Here is a 16343-nt window from a genome sequence, read left to right as displayed (position 1 = left end):
ATGATCATCATAACATCATTGTTATAATAACCTTATTATAACCCAAAACCTCGTATTATGGGAGGTTGTTAGGATGGGTAAAAGGAGATAACTTATGACTACTATTCAAAATCCGATTTTAACGGGATTTAATGCCGATCCCAGCATTTGTCGTGTAGGAGAAGATTATTATATCGCTGTTTCTACGTTCGAATGGTTTCCTGGAGTTGGTATATATCATTCCAAAGACCTTAAGAACTGGCGTTTAGTCTCAAGACCATTAACCCGTTTGAGTCAATTAAATATGATGGGAAATCCAGATTCCGGTGGAATTTGGGCACCTCAATTATCGTATAGTGATGGGCAATTCTGGTTGATCTATACCGATGTTAAGGTTCTCGAAGGTCATTGGAAGGATTGTCATAATTATTTGTCCAATTGTGAAACCATTGATGGTGACTGGTCAGATCCAATCTACTTGAATAGCTCTGGATTCGATCCATCTCTATTCCATGATGAAGACGGAAAGAAATACTTGGTCAACATGAATTGGGATCACCGCATCGGTCATCATAATTTCTATGGGATTGCTTTGCAAGAATACAGTGCTACGGAGCGTAAACTTGTAGGTAAGGCAGAGATCATTTTTAAAGGTACCGATATCATGCTCACGGAAGCACCTCACTTGTACCATTTAAATGGCTATTACTATCTGCTTACTGCTGAGGGTGGTACAAAGTACGAGCATCAAGCAACGATTGCACGTTCTAAAAATTTGAATGGGCCTTACGAAGTTCATCCAGAGAATCCGTTAATCTCTTCCTTTGCACATCCGCGTATTGCTCTGCAAAAAGCAGGACATGCATCGATGGTTCACACACATACCGACGAATGGTTCTTGGTACATTTAACAGGAAGACCGTTACCAAGAGAGGGACAACCTTTATTAGATCCTCGTGGTTTCTGTCCACTAGGGCGTGAGACAGCCATTCAAAGACTTGAATGGAACAATGATTGGCCATATGTCGTAGGTGGTAACCAACCTTCTGCTCAAATTGAAGGTCCGAAGATCGAAGAAGTGAAATGGGATAGAGATTTCCCAGTGAAAGATGACTTTGATGATGAAGTTCTAAATCTACACTTTCAAAATTTACGTATTCCATTAGGAGAGCATATCCTCTCTCTGAAAGATAACCCTGGCCATTTACGCCTATATGGAAAGGAATCATTAACGTCCAAATTCACACAAGCTTTTGTGGCAAGACGTTGGCAGGACTTTATTTTCACAGCTGAGACAAAGGTTGCATTCAACCCTACGACTTTCCAACAATCTGCAGGATTAGTGAATTACTATAATACTCAGAACTGGACATCTTGTCAGATCACTTGGAATGAAGATAAAGGAAGAATACTTGAATTGATGACATGCGATAATTCCTCCGTTGCCCAACCTCTTCAAGGCCAGGAAATTGTTATTCCTGATCATGTGGAGCACGTGTATTTACGCGTTAACGTGAGTACGAATATGTACCAATACCATTATTCCTTTGACGGAACGAACTGGATAGCCATTGCAATTCAATTCGAATCGTATAAACTTTCGGATGATTATATCCAAGGTGGAGGGTTCTTTACAGGTGCTTTCGTAGGGATGCAATGCCAGGATTCATCGGGCCAGAACCTTCATGCTGACTTCGATTACTTTACTTACAAGAACTAATACGGGTTAATGCAGAAACGGCACCGTCGTCCTTCAAAAGGATGGTGGTGCCGTTTCTGTCGAAATATTAGGAACAGCGTATCAAGTGAAACTTATAAATTATCTTTTTAGAAAGATCCCTTGCGGCGTCCTTAATGTGAGAATCATGATCTTATCGTCAAGTGACAACTTGCCCTGTTCTTGTAAAGCGAGAATGCAGGTGGTGGTGAACAGCTTCGTAATGCTCGCCATAAGCAAAGATAAGCAAAGGAGAGTCTAATTCCTTACCACCGTATCCACTGCTGTATGAGAAATCACCACTTGTGTTCTCCACAAATAAAACTCCCTCATGGACCTGCTTCGAACTTGTCACATTATTGAAGATATTTTCAAGCTTTTGCACTCTACGGATTTCCATAGGTTCTCCTTTCGCCTATAATGATACCATCACTACTTCATCTTCCTTTTGTTTTCACCTTACATAAGTAGATATGGATGTAAATTGTAAATAAGTAAATATAATATGGAGGTGTTTTAATTGGAGGTTCTAACAACTGAGTGTATGGAGGATTATTTACATGAGCATCATCAGTTTTTCCATAGTGGGCAGACTCGTGATCTTCCATTCCGTCTACAACAATTAAGCAAACTAAAAGAAGCTATTATAACCAATGAAAAACGGATCATCGCCGCACTATATCAGGATTTGGGGAAGAGTGAGTTCGAAGCTTATGCAACGGAAATTGGCTTTGCCTTGAGCAGCATTGGTCATACGATGAAGCATTTGAAGAAATGGATGAAACCACAGAAAGTAAAGACACCATTACATCAATTCCCATCCAAGAGCTATATTATGAAAGAACCCTATGGGACCGTACTAATTATTGGCCCGTATAACTATCCTTTTCAACTCCTCATTGAACCACTGATCGGCGCGATCGCTACTGGAAATTGTGTCGTACTGAAGCCTTCTGAGAATACCCCTACCGTTTCTACTCTTATTAAAGAAATGATAGAAGAGATATTTAATAAATCGTACATTCGTGTGATTGAGGGTGATAAAGATACAACATCTATCCTGATCCATACCTCCTTTGATTACATCTTTTTCACAGGAAGCGTGGCTGTTGGAAAAATTGTCATGCAAGCTGCAGCCAAGAATCTTGTGCCCGTCACGCTAGAACTAGGTGGCAAGAGCCCTGTTATCGTTGATCGCACAGCCAATATTGAATTGGCAGCTAAGCGTATCATATGGGGAAAGATGATGAATACAGGTCAGACTTGTATTGCGCCAGATTATGTTCTAGCCCATGTAGATATTAAACAAGTATTAGTTGATGAAATGAAGTCTATTATGACTAACTTCTATGGGTCAGATGCGAAATTAAGTAAGGATTACGGACGGATTGTGAATGAGAGACAATTTGATCGTTTAATTAATATACTTACTATGGATAGAGCTAATATTATAGTTGGTGGGAACGCTGTAAAAGATGATTTGTATATTGAGCCAACACTGCTAGCTACGCAAGGTTGGTCAGATGCTGTTATGCAAGACGAAATATTCGGTCCTATCTTACCCATTATGGAGTATCGTGAATTGGATGATATAGTTAATATGATTAACAGTCGACCGAAACCTTTATCTTTATATGTATTTACAGAAGACAAGATCGTAGAACAAGGAGTGTTGAGTCGAGTTTCCTTCGGGGGTGGGTGTATTAATGATACGATATCTCATGTTGCTAATACAAACCTTCCTTTTGGCGGTGTTGGTAGTGCCGGGATTGGCGCCTATCATGGCAAATACAGCTTTGATACCTTCTCCCACGCTAAGAGTATTCTGAAGAAAAGCACGAAATTGGATATTAAAATCGTCTTTCCTCCTTATGGTGACAAAGTAAAATGGATTAGGAAGTTATTGAAGTAGCTAATATGATCTGATGTACACATAAATAGAACACATCGAATGTCATGTTAAGATCGATGTGTTCTATCTTTGTATTGTGTTGAGCTACTCATTTCACCTTTTGTACGGCAAAAGAAATACATACGGTGCGAAATTGTGTTGGCACATCATATTTCTCTTCATCAATTGATTGATTATCCGTTCGCTTCTCCAATATGCTCCAATCACGATAGGCTGTCTCAAGTAGTGTCATAGCTCTCTCTGTTGATAAATTAAGTTCAATTAAAGGTTCTAATACTTTGCCTGAATCAGTCTCAACTTCTGTGACTGCTGTATTGATAGTGATACAGTGAATGCCACCTTGAACAGTACCCCGCTTCATTCGTTCAATTACCTTCAACAATGCATCTTCTGAACTCACATGTTCCAGGCATCCACAAGCCATAATATAATCGTATTGAGATTCATTGATCGTTGTATATTCCACGTCACACTCTTCCACTTGGATTATGTTAGATACATCATACTTATTTGCGTTCTCCCGTAATTTAGCTATGGCGGTACCCAATAAGTCTATAGCGATTACTTGACTATCTGTACCTTGTAGACGTGTAGCAACCGGAATGGTATTACGTCCAGCACCACAACCAAGATCGAGCACATGTAGGTCTTTCTTGGATTCTAACAACTGATCCAACAGATTCATTACTATTTGATTAGGCTCGGACATCCACGTGCCAGATTCAAGTATGTCATGTTCTTGATACAACTCATTATGATAGTTGGCTTCTGCTTTACGAGCTTCTTTGAAATTAGCTTGATCCATTTGATCACCTCTTCATGAAGTATATACAAATTCGGATTAGTTTATTTTGGATAGAGCTTTTGTCATCATGTCATAATTAATAGCACCTTGGAAAATTTCTTGGATAACACCTTGTGTATCAACAAAATAGGACGTTGGATAAGCAATAATTCGGTACGTATCAGAGACATATCCCTTCTCATCTAGCACAATGGGGAATGTTAATTCGAATTTCTCAACGAAAGTATGGACATCGCTTGCTTTGGATTCAGTATTCGTTAAGTTTACAGCTAATACGATGACATCATCGCCGTATTCTTCATAGATCTTCTCCATATGAGGCATTTCAGCTCGACATGGAGGACACCAGGTAGCCCAGAAATTAATAATGACCTTTTTCCCCTTATAATCTGATAACTTCACTGGCTTCCCTTTTAAATCCATAAGTTCAAAATCGGGCGCATTATTCCCTTTCTTAATACCTATATTCTCCAAAGACTGTTGTTCATGGTTGGGTTGGGGTTGATCTTGATTTAGATAGTCGTATACGCCCCAACCTACTAATAATAGAACGATAATGATAGCAATGCCATTCTTTCGCATGTTGCACCTCAATTTCTATTGTATATCACGATCACATGATCATGTAGACCATCACTATCATTCTTTACTTTTTCTACGATCCAATATGTTATCCCAAATCATACAAAATATAAATATGGCGAGAAATAGCAATTGAACCATCGTAAAGCCATAGATAATAGTGATTCTTCCTTGTTCCACAAAATATACACCCAGCATCATGAGACTATACCACATGAAGTAGCGGGTATAGTCTGTGGATTGACCTATTGATTGTTTCTTAACGAAATAGAGTAACCCAATCGTGATATTTGAAATGACATATAGTAAATGGAATAGAATACTCGTTCGATCAACGATTAATATCAAGAGATGATACATACTACTACCCGTGATCCACGCTATACTCAACACATCCAGATTCATCATCAGAGATGTACCATCTTTACGTGATCGAATGTATAAATAGATACATGCAGTGAGCAAGCCTAACCATAATCCCTTATCCCCACCATTGAAGTATAGAAGTGAAATGGGCTGTTCTATAACCGATATTGGGTCGAAAATAATGATACTCATCTTCCAGATGATAATTGTTAGAATAAAGGCATTCACATACTTATCGATGATAATTCGATCAACATCTAATTGCCCTATACGATATTTCACAGCCAGATAACTAGTGAATGCAGCAATTATCAGCATGAGGATTTGGAAATTAAGTATAAATGGTCCTAATTGTATAACGTTCAATCCTTCACACCTTTCTATGCTAGTTCAATCCCTTACCGATGGTCTATATATAAGTTAGCCTGACTTATATCACGAATGATTGATAATTCTTGCTCACTTAAAGGCTCGACACGGCCTGCCGCAATATTATGTCGCAGTTGTTCTATTGAACTTGCTCCAGGAACCGTAACAGCCACCGCTGGGTCAGACAATACATAACGTATAGCGAGTTGTGCCATACTTCGATCTTCACGAACTAACACTTGAAGCTTGTCACGCATGAGTTGTAGTTGCTCTTGGTTATAATTCAGAAATCCTTTAGACGTTTTCTGATCACCTTGGTGTGATAAGATTCCCTTAGCCACAGGTCCTCTAACAATCATGCTAACATCATTCTCACCTAATAAAGGCAATATCTCTTCTTCTGGTCTTCGATCCAGTATATTATATTGGCTCATCACGCTAACCACATTCGCATCTGAGATATATTCTCGAATCACATTGGGACGTATAGAAGAGATACCATAATATCTTATGATCCCTTCTCGCTTGAGCTGTTCAAATGCCTCAATCGTCTCATCCATAGGATCTTCCATCGTACCGCCATGTAATTGATACAGGTCGATATAATCTGTCCCCAGTCGACGTAGGCTTTCTTTGACAGCGTTCATGATATAGTCTTTTGAAGGATCCCATACTGTCTTGTCATGCTCAGGTACGTATCGATTCCCTACCTTCGTGGATAGGATGATTTGATCTCGTCGATTCTTGATTGAACTACCGACAATTTCTTCATTAAGACCATGGTCATAGAGATCAGCTGTATCTAAGAAGTTAACCCCTAAATCTAACGCTTCATGAACTAATGCCATGGCTGAACGTTTATCATTTCCTAACGACATACACCCAAGACCAATTTCGCTTACATATAGATCAGATGATCCAAGTTGTGATTTCTTCATCTTATATCCTCCCGATTAGATTAATATATGGAATATAGTAAGACCAATTCCGATAATGAACCCACATAATGCACCGTTCACTCGGATCCATTGTAAGTCATTACCCACTTTGTCCTCTAACATATGCACGAGTGTCTCATTATCCATCTGATCTAAGTTATCTTTCACTAATAGACCTAATCTATAGTAGTTCTTCTCCACAAGATCAACAATTATCGCTAGAACGCCCTGCTCCCATTTCTGTACAAGTTGTTCATGCTTACTGAGCATGGAAGTAATAGAACGATATAAGGTTAAGATGATTCGACCGCCATTATCGTACTCACGATCCAACCGTTGAACAAGTTGTTCACGAAGGTCTTCCAGTTGGTTGAGAATGAATGTATACGTGCCTGTCCCTGTGAGTGTAGTGTCCAACCAGTGTTCGATTTGTTTCGTTACCTCAGGATTCAAAGCAGCCGTTGTGATCTGCATTCTTATCTCACGCAGGATACGCTCCCTATAATCACTATCTGGTCTAGAGAGATCATTAATGGAAGATAGAATGAACCCTGTAAGTAGCGAACCTAACTTCTCTTCACTCATGAATCCTAGAAAGGCTGAGATCGCAAAACCTTTCATCCCCCCAAGCTGTACATCTTGTAACTTCGCGTGCACCCAATGTCCCAACATTTTCTCTGATTCTGAATCACTTGCCCATGTCTTTCCATAGGTAAGAATATAATCAAGAACTAACTCATCATATTGGTTCTCTATAATCGATACAGCCGTTTGAGCTATAAGTGGTTCGAGTTCTTTATTGCGGACATAACCGGCAAAGCCTTTCTGCACAAATGAGGCTACATTGTCAACAGGAATCGTCTCTACAGTGGATTTCAGTGAATGGATAACCGTCTTTCTTATCTTTCGCTTACTAATTAGTTTGAAAATACCAGATGCTACCGCCTTAGATAGTTTCATCTGACTCAACTTACGCTTAATACTTTCCTTATTTAATAATTCTGTCTCCATAGCAGATATTAATGAGTTTACAATTTTATCTCGATTGTTAGTTAATAAAGACGTATGCGGAATCGGAATTCCCATAGGATGACGGAATAATGCTGACACAGCGAACCAATCAGCAAATCCTCCGACTAAACCCGCTTCAAATCCACCTTGTAGCAATCGCACTGCTAAATTTTGTGGTAAAAACAATGTTACGATGAAGCCGATTCCCATGAAGATCAAGGAAGAGCTTGCTATGTATCTAGTTCTCATGTGGTTCCTCCTCCATATTCTCGAACTATTTATTCAATAATTAATGATAAAAGAAAAAAAGCAGGAAGTCCATGGACCCCCTGCATCGATACAATTGAATGAGCATGTTTCTATGGCGTATTAACCATCATTAACTATATTCCATTCATACAAACATAGATTTTACGAAACCCTTTTTTCTTTAATATACGAGCAGCCTTCTTACTCTTACGATCTTTTTTCCCAATAATGATGACCGAATGTTCAGGTTCTAGATCCTTCCTAGCCACATAGGGTAATCTACCTAGCGATATATTCACTGATCCAGGTACATGACATGCTTCGTAATCAAGTGCGTCTCTAATGTCCAGTAATTTATAGGGCGTATGATCAGTTGGTAAGGTGCTACAAGGATATTCCTGTAGTTCTGGCGTTGGCCACCATGTGGTGATGACCATTGAAGTGAACACAAGAATAGCAATACCCATCCATATCATCTTCCATATCTCCAATCATAAATACAGTTTGTTGACATAAGCTTACATCCATATTATAAAAGAATGAAGCTTAACTGTCAATAAAATTATGACAGATAGGAAAATGAGGATTTTCTTCTTTTATAAACATCAAAAAACCGTGTAAGTACACGGTCTCTCAACAATGATTAGGGTGTTCTGAACCTTATAGTTCTTGAGCTTCAATCGCAGCATCCAGCAATTGATTATATAAATCATCGTCTTCGACAAGGATCTCATCAAGACGCATTAGATCCTCTTCACTTCCAGGATCCTTAAAAAAGTTAAGACTATAGTCCCATTCCTTACCTCTTTTACTAAAGAAAGTGATTTCGAATGTATCCTTTTGTCCCTCAATGCTAAATACGGTATGACCTACAAAATGATCATCTTCATTTCGTTTCATATCTGTATGTTTAATTTGCAAATTCATCGTTCATGCTCTCCTTTATATCTGAAATATATTTATATAGTATACCATTTCACGAGCTATGACATGTTCATTTTCATTATGCAATTCAATTTAGTACAATGAAGATTGTAGAAACTATTTGATATGGAGGAAAATACATGACTGATTTCCAACAGCAATTGATGAAATATGCAGATTTAGCTGTACGAGTTGGTGTAAATATACAGCAAGGTCAGACGCTCGTTGTCAATGCACCTATTACTTCAGCAGCATTTGTACATTTAATCGTTCAGAAAGCATATGATGCGGGTGCGGATCTGGTAAAAGTAAACTGGAGTGACGAAGTGGTTACGCGGCTACAGTATGAATTAGCAGCGGATAAGACATTTGGCCAGCCTCCTACTTGGTACGCGGGTGAAATCGTAGAGCTTGTGGAGAACGGTGCAGCCGTATTGACTGTTCTTGCCGAGAACCCCGATCTTCTAACAGGAATCCCACAAGAAAGAATTGCTACTTCGCAAAAAGCAAGAGGTCAGGCTTTAGCGAAATACCGTCAATATGTACAATCGGACAAGTTCAGCTGGTGTCTGGTTGCCGTACCTACAGAAGAATGGGCAGCTAAAGTGTTCCCTGATACGGATCCATCACAACAAGTTCAGAAACTGTGGGAAGCGATATTCCATACCGTACGTATAGATCAAGAACACCCTGTGGAAGCTTGGCAAGGACATCTAGACGTATTAGCGTCAAAAGCTAGTATGCTAAATGCTAAGAGATATAAGAAACTTCATTATACTGCACCAGGGACAGACCTTACGATTGAATTGCCACAAGGGCATATTTGGGCTGCAGGTGATAGTACGAATGAGAAAGGTCATCGTTTCGTAGCTAATATGCCTACGGAGGAAGTATTCACTGCTCCCCTGAAGACGGGTGTAAATGGTACGGTGAGAAGCACCAAGCCTCTTAGTTATGGTGGTAGTATTATCGATAATTTCTCAGTCACTTTTGAGAATGGACGTATTATCAGTGTATCTGCTGAGCAAGGACAAGAAACGCTTGAACATCTGATAGCAATGGATGAAGGTTCCCACTATCTAGGTGAGGTTGCTCTCGTTCCGCATCGCTCTCCGATCTCGGAATCGAATATTCTTTATTACAATACACTGTTTGATGAGAATGCATCGAATCATCTAGCGATTGGTAGTGCTTATTCTTTCTGTCTAGAAGGCGGCAAGGATTTGAGTCAGGAACAATTAGTTGAACGCGGCTTAAATACAAGCGTCACACATGTAGACTTTATGATTGGCTCAGCAATGATGAATATTGATGGCATTACAGAAGATGGCTTGGAGGAACCCTTGTTCCGAGACGGAAATTGGGCAATGTAGATTGATTCATACGAATGGAGGATAATGAATATGCTGAATTTTGAAGATAAATTAGAGAATTATGCTACACTTGCCGTGAACATTGGTGTTAATATCCAACCCGGTCAGACGCTAGTTATTAGTGCCATGATTGAATCAGCAGATCTAGTTCAACGGATTGCTCGTAAAGCTTATGAAGCGGGTGCTAAGCTTGTGAAGGTGAATTATAGCGATGAAGTAATTTCACGATTGCGATATGAATCAGCTTCTAGTGAGTCCTTTACTGAGCCCCCTACTTGGTTCGCAGGTGAAATGATTGAACTCGCTGAGAATGGTGCAGCCTTCTTGACGATCATCTCTTCTAGTCCTGATCTTCTAAAAGGAATCGAACCACAGCGTATTTCCGACCATCAACGGACCTACGGTCAAGCCATGTACAAATATCGTCAATATCAACAGGCTGATAAAATGAGCTGGAACGGCATTGCCGCGCCTTCACCTGCATGGGCAGCGAAAGTATTCCCAGATGCAGCACCAGAGGCACAAATGGATATGTTATGGGATGCTATCTTTGCCGCTGTTCGTGCGGATCAACCCAATCCTATACAGGCATGGCATGAACATATTGACAGACTACAAGCTAAATCCAATCAACTGAATAGCAAGAAGTATCAAAGCCTTCATTTTGTAGCTCCGGGAACTGATTTAACCATTGAATTACCCGAAGGTCATATATGGGCACAAGCGGGTAGTATTAATGAGCAAGGAAACTCATTCGTCGCTAATATTCCTACAGAAGAAGTGTTCACAGCACCGCTAAAGACTGGCGTCAACGGTAAAGTCAGCAGTACGAAACCGCTCAGTTATGGTGGGAACATCATCGATCGTTTCTCGATCACGTTTGAGAATGGACGTATTATCGATTTCAGTGCAGAAGAGGGTTATGACACACTCGAACGTTTAGTGAATATGGATGAAGGTTCTCATTATTTGGGTGAGGTGGCGTTGGTGCCGTTCCAATCTCCTATTTCGCAAAGTAATATTCTGTACTATACGACTTTATATGACGAGAATGCTTCATGTCACCTTGCGATTGGAAGCTCCTATGCATTCAATCTTGAAGGTGGTAAGACCATGAATCCAGAAGAACTTGCCGCTAGAGGTATGAATCAAAGTATCACTCATGTTGATTTCATGATGGGTTCGGCACAGATGAATATCTATGGGTTAACTCGTGATGGGCTAGAAGAGCAAATCTTTGCCGATGGGAATTGGGCATTCTAATCCAGTTATTCGACCATAGAATAGTTACAGGAAACAGTTCTTAAAGGGGATTGAAATGGGTTGGCCCTTTTAAAGGAGGAAAAGGATGTCTCACTTATTTAATAAGATGAAACAAAGTGTCTCTGATGTTGGTAAGAAAGCGCAAACTACGGTCGAAGCAGCAACTTTAAAAATGCAGCTCATATCGAAAGAAAAGGATTTAGATAAGAATTATACGGCCATTGGACGTATTATCCATCAAAGCATCGCGCGCAAAGAAAAGATGATACCTACAGCTGACATACAGAAATATGAACAGAACATTCTTACGCTTGAGAAAGAATTACAGCAGATGCAACGCAAAATTCAGCATCTTCAAAGTCTAAAGGAATGTGGCTGTGGTAAAATGTTACCTTCCGATGCAACGTATTGTCCTTTTTGCGGTCAGCAATTTCATACGCTTAAGGTCAAACAGGTATCTGTAGATAAACACAATTCCCATACTACGAATCACTGTAGTCAATGTGGAACAGCAGTTATATCGTCGGATCGCTTCTGTAGTGCATGCGGACATCATCTGAATATGAGTTGAGTATTCTATTCTAATTCAGTCAATCTTAGATCAGCCTAAAAAACCAGTCTACACCCTATTACGGGTATGACTGGTTTGTTTGTTATGCGTAAGCCGGATATAAATAACTCGTTGCCATCCATACTTCACCTGGCTCAAGTCCGATTAGACCAATCTCCTCGGCATTTCGATCTTGAATATTCGGTGCATTCACAAGATTTATCTGAGGTTCTGCACAGAAGTATTGTCCACACGCTTCATTATTCCAAATCATCCAATACTTAAAGGCAGCATCCACATCATAGATCAGCTTATCCCCTGTTCTTGTGTCAGTAAGTTCCATCATATTACGTCCATTCTGGGGACTGGATGTATAGTGATTATCCCATGGTGACGAATAAGGATTAACGCCTTCATTCTTCATCAATTCTTCATTCACTGTTAAGGGCTGAATACGTCCAGTGGGTAACATACGATCATTAAGCTCTTGGCGATCCCCTACAGTTAACTTCATACGATAATCAGCAGCTGAGCTATGAGGTGCAAATGGCGCATTGATTGCCGTGTGAAATGCAAGTAAATTAGGCATTCGTTCGCTCCCATTATTCTTCACTGATACTTGTTGTCTAAGCCCTGCTTCACTTAAGGTATATTCTAGCGTTAGTGTAAATTCAAAAGGAAAATACTTCTTATACAAATGGCCGACACTGACTTTTTGTGAAATGGCAACCTTGCTCTCATATGTATCTGATGAAAAATGGTCAACATCCCAAGGCAGTGTATGCATATACCCATGCAAGTGGTTGCCTTTGTCTTTTTCATTAACTGGCAGTTCATAGACTTTACCTTCCCAAGGAAATTTACCATCTTCGAAACGGTTGGGTGGGAATAATACAGGAATGCCATACACGGCAGGATTTGCTTTGAAATGTTCCATCTCATGTTCATTGGGTTCACGTAGGAAGTGATAACCTTTGTCTGTATCACGAAACAAGATCAAATTCCCACCTAATTCAGGTAATACAGCTGCTTCATAGCGACCATGTTGGAGCAATATTGCCTTTTCACCTTGGTACTGAGTCTCAAATGCGGCATGTTGAATATTCATAATATCCTCCTATAAAGGTAATCTGGTTAAAATTCATGAAATCATTATCATAGAATACTTGATAATATGAGTTATTATATCATGTTACTTCGGAAAGGGTAGCGTCAAGAATCATGTGTGACACTCCATCCATAACGAATAGCTAATCTTCGTGCAGAATTAGATTTACTTAATAACTAAATTAACAAGATTTTCCTCCACAAATAATGTAAAGTATAGAAGATGAATGAAATAATTATATTGGATTAATCGTTCGTTTTGTCGTTAGGAGGATGTTAACATGTCAAATCATTTAAAATTATTAGTGGCCACCGATTTCAACCATTTAGATCAATCTTTACAAGAAAAAGTCTATTATGAATATTATGATTTAGTGTATGGGTTAGTATATTACATGCTTAAGAATCATACGGCTACGGAAGACATTATCCAGGATGCGTTCATTCTAGTCATTAGAAAGAAACCTATATTTGAGAATGAGATCAAACTAAGAGCTTGGTTAAAAGTCGTATGCAGAAATGCAACCATCACTTATTTAAGAAAAAATAAAAAACACCGTAACCAAATGGATATAGATTATGTTAATACATATATAGATGAAGGATTGCAGTCTTCTATCTCTGTCGAGCAAGAAGTCGAATTTAAAATGATGGAGGATTCTCTTCAAGCTCTAGTAAATACGTTGAAGCCAGAATATCGGGTACTCATTGAATACCGCTGGAAACAAGGATTAAGTTATAAAGAAATCTCTGACATCTTAGAGATTAAGGAAGAAGTTATCAAACAACGATTGTTCCGAGCACGTGAAAATATTCGTAAAAAATTGCGTAATGAATGGGGTGAAATTGATGAACAACGGAAAATTTGACACATGGTTTGACGATGCTTTTGAGAAAACAGTATCTTCATCCTCCCTATCATCCGATCAATCCAAGAAAGAGTCTTGGCAGAACGTTCAGGCTAAGATCGAACAATTAAATAAATGGAAAAAAAGAAAGAGACATTTCCAGCTTGCTGCCGTTGTAGCTGCATCCGTGAGCGCAGGTGCAATTGTATTTAACCCTCCTGCGGTGACGCAAGCGATATCCCCTGTAGTCCAATCAATTAAAGACATCGGCAACGGTATGGTTACCATCATAACTGAAGCATATAATCGACCGAATGAAGATGGTGCATTAACCGCAGCGCCTGATGCCATTTTCCCAGAAGACCCAAATAAGCCATCAGCCGAATTGAATGCTACAGCGAATCATAAAACGTTCATGTATACATTAGAGGAAGTGAAAAGTAAGGTTAGTTTCCCCTACCCTGATCTTAAGAATATTCCAGAACGATTTGAATTGTTCAGCACAGAAATGGCTGATATAGCACCTGGGAAGAAGACTGACTCCATCACATTAACATATAAAACATCTACCGATGAAAAGATGCGAATTACGCTTGATTCTTCAAATATTCAACAGTCGACGACAACTACAGGTTCAGAGGATACGCAAGTGCTTACTCTTAACAATCATATTGAAGTCTTTTATACTGCCGGTAGATATCACGCTGCTCAATTTATATACAATGGGTTATCCATCCGTATCTATGGGAATCTAACGAAAGAAGAACTTCTAGGTATGATAGAGAACCTTCCGGAGTGAATGTTTTGTCAAAACAGCCCAGATCTTGTTAACGAGTAATAGAAATAAAGGTAGCCCCATTCAATATGGGAGCTACCTTTATTTCTATTACTCGCGCGAACGCAGAATTTCTCTATAGCTCCTGTAGGGTAATTTCATTTCGCCAATTGCCATGATTACAATCATTTTTGTTGGTGTTCCCGATTCTAACGGAAGCAGAAGACCCTATTTACTTGATATTGAAGCAGATAGCATTCTTACGGAACTGACTGACACTATTGGGCTGAAATTGATGATCATAACCCTAAAAGTTGAACATAAGTGTTGTCACTTCCGTTACAAACATAAGCAACACTAAAATCACGATATAAGGGCTCTCTTTTCCGTTAGAATAACTGAAATATTTTAGCTGACCAACAAGGATGTTACTCTACAATCTGGTCCGTTTATTTCATTGTCCCACAATCCATCTATCCTTCATTTAAGTAAGCTGAATTTAGTGTTATTTCTCCCAAATCAATACAGCACGTTCTAAAATTGAATCCCAATAATCATTTCCTTCAGTACTTTTCTTCGCATCATAATCTACATAATACACTGCATCCGTTATTTCACTTTCAACCAGATTAAAGGTGTGTTCCTGTTGATTACGACTTTCACCATTATTAATAAGGTTTCTTGAAGGCGAATCAGCTATAGTTTTTGTATAAAAAATAAAACTCACATTCTTTTTTTCTCCATCAATTACAAGTTGCATAGGATGCGTTGCGTTAACGACTGCATAGTTTTTACCGTAATAATGGGAAACTAACTGATTTTCATTTTTCATTTCAATTTTGAATAGATCTTTCGAATAGGGAATAACCGTTTCATAATACAAAATATAAGTGAATGTCCCCATTAAAATAATAGCTGTTACTAAAATAGAACAAATCGAAATAATCATTTTTTTCGTACGCCACTTTTTACTAATATTATGGATAAGAGAGACATTATTTTCTGCCGGAATATAAAGATTTTGATTCATCGACTCGTATTCTTGTTGACACGTAGCACAATGCTGTAAATGCTCGTCTACCATTTCTTTTGTATCTTGACTAACTACTTCATCGATATAAAGGGGTAAAACGTCTTGAATAATCGTGCAGTTAATCTCTTTCATGATTCATTTCCTCCATATACTCCATAATTTGTTTTCTTGCTCTGTAATAAGTCACCCTTGCCCATCCAGGACTTTTCCCAAAGATTTCACCAATCTTCGCAAATGGTAATTCACCAAATACCCTTAGTGAAAAGACTTCTTTGTATGGCTCATCCATAGTGTGAAGAAAATGATGAATAACAAAGGCATCTTCTTCCTTCATAAGATGTTCTAATACCGTAACCCCATTGTCAGATTCGATATCGAATAAATCGTAATTCACTTGCAATTTATTTTTTTTGTAATAATAGAAATAAGTATTTTTGGCAATCGTAAATAACCATGCTCGAATGTCTTTAGCTCCGTCGAAACTTTCGAGTGTGTAAAATAGATTGTGTAAACTCCCAAATCTATTAAAATAGATATATAGG

Annotated in this window: 19 protein-coding genes; 7 read left to right on the top strand and 12 right to left on the bottom strand. The window is 38.9% G+C overall.

What is annotated here, in order from left to right:
* Positions 1-94 precede the first annotated feature (94 nt).
* Positions 95-1699 (top strand): glycoside hydrolase family 43 protein, encoded by a 1605-nt coding sequence (locus ACH8E3_RS10120; protein ID WP_458632512.1) that lies wholly within the window; start codon positions 95-97, stop codon positions 1697-1699.
* Between the two features lie 99 nt (positions 1700-1798).
* Here ACH8E3_RS10120 and ACH8E3_RS10115 read toward each other — a convergent pair whose 3' ends face one another.
* Positions 1799-1894 carry a hypothetical protein gene (locus ACH8E3_RS10115; RefSeq protein ID WP_458632560.1) on the bottom strand — a complete coding sequence of 32 codons (96 nt, stop codon included), beginning with the start codon at positions 1892-1894 and terminating at the stop codon, positions 1799-1801.
* Complete coding sequence (locus tag ACH8E3_RS10110; RefSeq protein WP_458632563.1) at positions 1857-2096, bottom strand: hypothetical protein; 240 nt, start codon at positions 2094-2096, stop codon at positions 1857-1859. Before ACH8E3_RS10110 ends, ACH8E3_RS10115 begins: the two co-directional genes overlap by 38 nt.
* Before the next feature lie 144 nt (positions 2097-2240).
* Here ACH8E3_RS10110 and ACH8E3_RS10105 point away from each other — a divergent pair, with 144 nt between their 5' ends.
* On the top strand, positions 2241-3608 hold the full coding sequence (locus ACH8E3_RS10105) for an aldehyde dehydrogenase (protein ID WP_458632559.1): 1368 nt from the start codon (positions 2241-2243) through the stop codon (positions 3606-3608).
* An 88-nt stretch (positions 3609-3696) separates the two neighbouring features.
* On the opposite strand, the gene ACH8E3_RS10100 is transcribed toward ACH8E3_RS10105, so the two are convergent.
* From ACH8E3_RS10100 to ACH8E3_RS10070, 7 genes are all read right to left on the bottom strand, one after another.
* Positions 3697-4413 carry a class I SAM-dependent methyltransferase gene (locus ACH8E3_RS10100; protein ID WP_458632511.1) on the bottom strand — a complete coding sequence of 239 codons (717 nt, stop codon included), beginning with the start codon at positions 4411-4413 and terminating at the stop codon, positions 3697-3699.
* A 36-nt stretch (positions 4414-4449) separates the two neighbouring features.
* Positions 4450-4995: a peroxiredoxin family protein gene (locus ACH8E3_RS10095; protein ID WP_458632510.1), complete on the bottom strand. Its 546-nt coding sequence runs from the start codon at positions 4993-4995 to the stop codon at positions 4450-4452.
* Between the two features lie 57 nt (positions 4996-5052).
* Positions 5053-5727 (bottom strand): hypothetical protein, encoded by a 675-nt coding sequence (locus tag ACH8E3_RS10090; RefSeq protein ID WP_458632509.1) that lies wholly within the window; start codon positions 5725-5727, stop codon positions 5053-5055.
* 32 nt (positions 5728-5759) lie between these two features.
* The gene (locus ACH8E3_RS10085; protein ID WP_458632508.1) at positions 5760-6668 is read right to left on the bottom strand and encodes an aldo/keto reductase; all 909 of its coding nucleotides are present in this window, start codon (positions 6666-6668) and stop codon (positions 5760-5762) included.
* Positions 6669-6683: 15 nt separating this feature from the next.
* On the bottom strand, positions 6684-7928 hold the full coding sequence (locus ACH8E3_RS10080; RefSeq protein ID WP_458632507.1) for a DUF445 domain-containing protein: 1245 nt from the start codon (positions 7926-7928) through the stop codon (positions 6684-6686).
* Positions 7929-8062: 134 nt separating this feature from the next.
* Positions 8063-8404: a rhodanese-like domain-containing protein gene (locus ACH8E3_RS10075; protein WP_458632506.1), complete on the bottom strand. Its 342-nt coding sequence runs from the start codon at positions 8402-8404 to the stop codon at positions 8063-8065.
* Between the two features lie 184 nt (positions 8405-8588).
* Positions 8589-8855 carry a hypothetical protein gene (locus tag ACH8E3_RS10070; RefSeq protein WP_458632505.1) on the bottom strand — a complete coding sequence of 89 codons (267 nt, stop codon included), beginning with the start codon at positions 8853-8855 and terminating at the stop codon, positions 8589-8591.
* 137 nt (positions 8856-8992) lie between these two features.
* On the opposite strand from ACH8E3_RS10070, the gene ACH8E3_RS10065 reads away from it, so the two are divergent.
* The 3 genes from ACH8E3_RS10065 (at position 8993) to ACH8E3_RS10055 (ending at position 12059) form a co-directional block, all read left to right on the top strand.
* Positions 8993-10225, top strand: a complete 1233-nt coding sequence (locus ACH8E3_RS10065) for an aminopeptidase (protein ID WP_458632504.1) — start codon at positions 8993-8995, stop codon at positions 10223-10225.
* A gap of 30 nt (positions 10226-10255) precedes the next feature.
* A complete protein-coding gene (locus tag ACH8E3_RS10060) occupies positions 10256-11488 on the top strand; it encodes an aminopeptidase (protein WP_458632503.1) in 1233 nt (410 codons plus the stop codon).
* 85 nt (positions 11489-11573) lie between these two features.
* On the top strand, positions 11574-12059 hold the full coding sequence (locus ACH8E3_RS10055) for a zinc-ribbon domain-containing protein (protein ID WP_458632502.1): 486 nt from the start codon (positions 11574-11576) through the stop codon (positions 12057-12059).
* Between the two features lie 82 nt (positions 12060-12141).
* Here the strand turns inward: ACH8E3_RS10055 and ACH8E3_RS10050 are convergent, their stop codons facing one another.
* Positions 12142-13146 carry an aldose epimerase family protein gene (locus tag ACH8E3_RS10050; RefSeq protein WP_458632501.1) on the bottom strand — a complete coding sequence of 335 codons (1005 nt, stop codon included), beginning with the start codon at positions 13144-13146 and terminating at the stop codon, positions 12142-12144.
* A 280-nt stretch (positions 13147-13426) separates the two neighbouring features.
* On the opposite strand from ACH8E3_RS10050, the gene ACH8E3_RS10045 reads away from it, so the two are divergent.
* Both ACH8E3_RS10045 and ACH8E3_RS10040 read left to right on the top strand, forming a co-directional pair.
* Complete coding sequence (locus ACH8E3_RS10045; protein WP_458632500.1) at positions 13427-14014, top strand: RNA polymerase sigma factor; 588 nt, start codon at positions 13427-13429, stop codon at positions 14012-14014.
* Positions 13995-14792, top strand: coding sequence for a DUF4367 domain-containing protein (locus ACH8E3_RS10040; RefSeq protein WP_458632499.1), 798 nt, complete (start codon positions 13995-13997; stop codon positions 14790-14792). The genes ACH8E3_RS10045 and ACH8E3_RS10040 overlap by 20 nt, the downstream gene beginning before the upstream one ends.
* A 481-nt stretch (positions 14793-15273) precedes the next feature.
* Here ACH8E3_RS10040 and ACH8E3_RS10035 read toward each other — a convergent pair whose 3' ends face one another.
* Both ACH8E3_RS10035 and ACH8E3_RS10030 read right to left on the bottom strand, forming a co-directional pair.
* On the bottom strand, positions 15274-15933 hold the full coding sequence (locus tag ACH8E3_RS10035) for a zf-HC2 domain-containing protein (RefSeq protein ID WP_458632498.1): 660 nt from the start codon (positions 15931-15933) through the stop codon (positions 15274-15276).
* A partial coding sequence (locus tag ACH8E3_RS10030; protein ID WP_458632497.1) for an RNA polymerase sigma factor occupies positions 15920-16343 on the bottom strand: 424 nt, incomplete at its 5' end. The genes ACH8E3_RS10035 and ACH8E3_RS10030, both read right to left, overlap by 14 nt.

The organism is Paenibacillus sp. CMAA1364 (genome assembly GCF_054373195.1).
This window is presented reverse-complemented; position numbering and strand designations above follow the sequence as displayed.

What these genes read in the sequence shown, in the direction of transcription:
- ACH8E3_RS10110 (WP_458632563.1), bottom strand. Translation starts at nt 2,096, where the DNA reads ATGGAAATCCGTAGAGTGCAAAAGCTTGAAAATATCTTCAATAATGTG.
- ACH8E3_RS10040 (WP_458632499.1), top strand. Translation starts at nt 13,995, where the DNA reads ATGAACAACGGAAAATTTGACACATGGTTTGACGATGCTTTTGAGAAA.
- ACH8E3_RS10060 (WP_458632503.1), top strand. Translation starts at nt 10,256, where the DNA reads ATGCTGAATTTTGAAGATAAATTAGAGAATTATGCTACACTTGCCGTG.
- ACH8E3_RS10080 (WP_458632507.1), bottom strand. Translation starts at nt 7,928, where the DNA reads ATGAGAACTAGATACATAGCAAGCTCTTCCTTGATCTTCATGGGAATC.
- ACH8E3_RS10100 (WP_458632511.1), bottom strand. Translation starts at nt 4,413, where the DNA reads ATGGATCAAGCTAATTTCAAAGAAGCTCGTAAAGCAGAAGCCAACTAT.
- ACH8E3_RS10105 (WP_458632559.1), top strand. Translation starts at nt 2,241, where the DNA reads ATGGAGGATTATTTACATGAGCATCATCAGTTTTTCCATAGTGGGCAG.
- ACH8E3_RS10055 (WP_458632502.1), top strand. Translation starts at nt 11,574, where the DNA reads ATGTCTCACTTATTTAATAAGATGAAACAAAGTGTCTCTGATGTTGGT.
- ACH8E3_RS10085 (WP_458632508.1), bottom strand. Translation starts at nt 6,668, where the DNA reads ATGAAGAAATCACAACTTGGATCATCTGATCTATATGTAAGCGAAATT.
- ACH8E3_RS10095 (WP_458632510.1), bottom strand. Translation starts at nt 4,995, where the DNA reads ATGCGAAAGAATGGCATTGCTATCATTATCGTTCTATTATTAGTAGGT.
- ACH8E3_RS10075 (WP_458632506.1), bottom strand. Translation starts at nt 8,404, where the DNA reads ATGATATGGATGGGTATTGCTATTCTTGTGTTCACTTCAATGGTCATC.
- ACH8E3_RS10035 (WP_458632498.1), bottom strand. Translation starts at nt 15,933, where the DNA reads ATGAAAGAGATTAACTGCACGATTATTCAAGACGTTTTACCCCTTTAT.
- ACH8E3_RS10070 (WP_458632505.1), bottom strand. Translation starts at nt 8,855, where the DNA reads ATGAATTTGCAAATTAAACATACAGATATGAAACGAAATGAAGATGAT.
- ACH8E3_RS10045 (WP_458632500.1), top strand. Translation starts at nt 13,427, where the DNA reads ATGTCAAATCATTTAAAATTATTAGTGGCCACCGATTTCAACCATTTA.
- ACH8E3_RS10050 (WP_458632501.1), bottom strand. Translation starts at nt 13,146, where the DNA reads ATGAATATTCAACATGCCGCATTTGAGACTCAGTACCAAGGTGAAAAG.
- ACH8E3_RS10065 (WP_458632504.1), top strand. Translation starts at nt 8,993, where the DNA reads ATGACTGATTTCCAACAGCAATTGATGAAATATGCAGATTTAGCTGTA.
- ACH8E3_RS10120 (WP_458632512.1), top strand. Translation starts at nt 95, where the DNA reads ATGACTACTATTCAAAATCCGATTTTAACGGGATTTAATGCCGATCCC.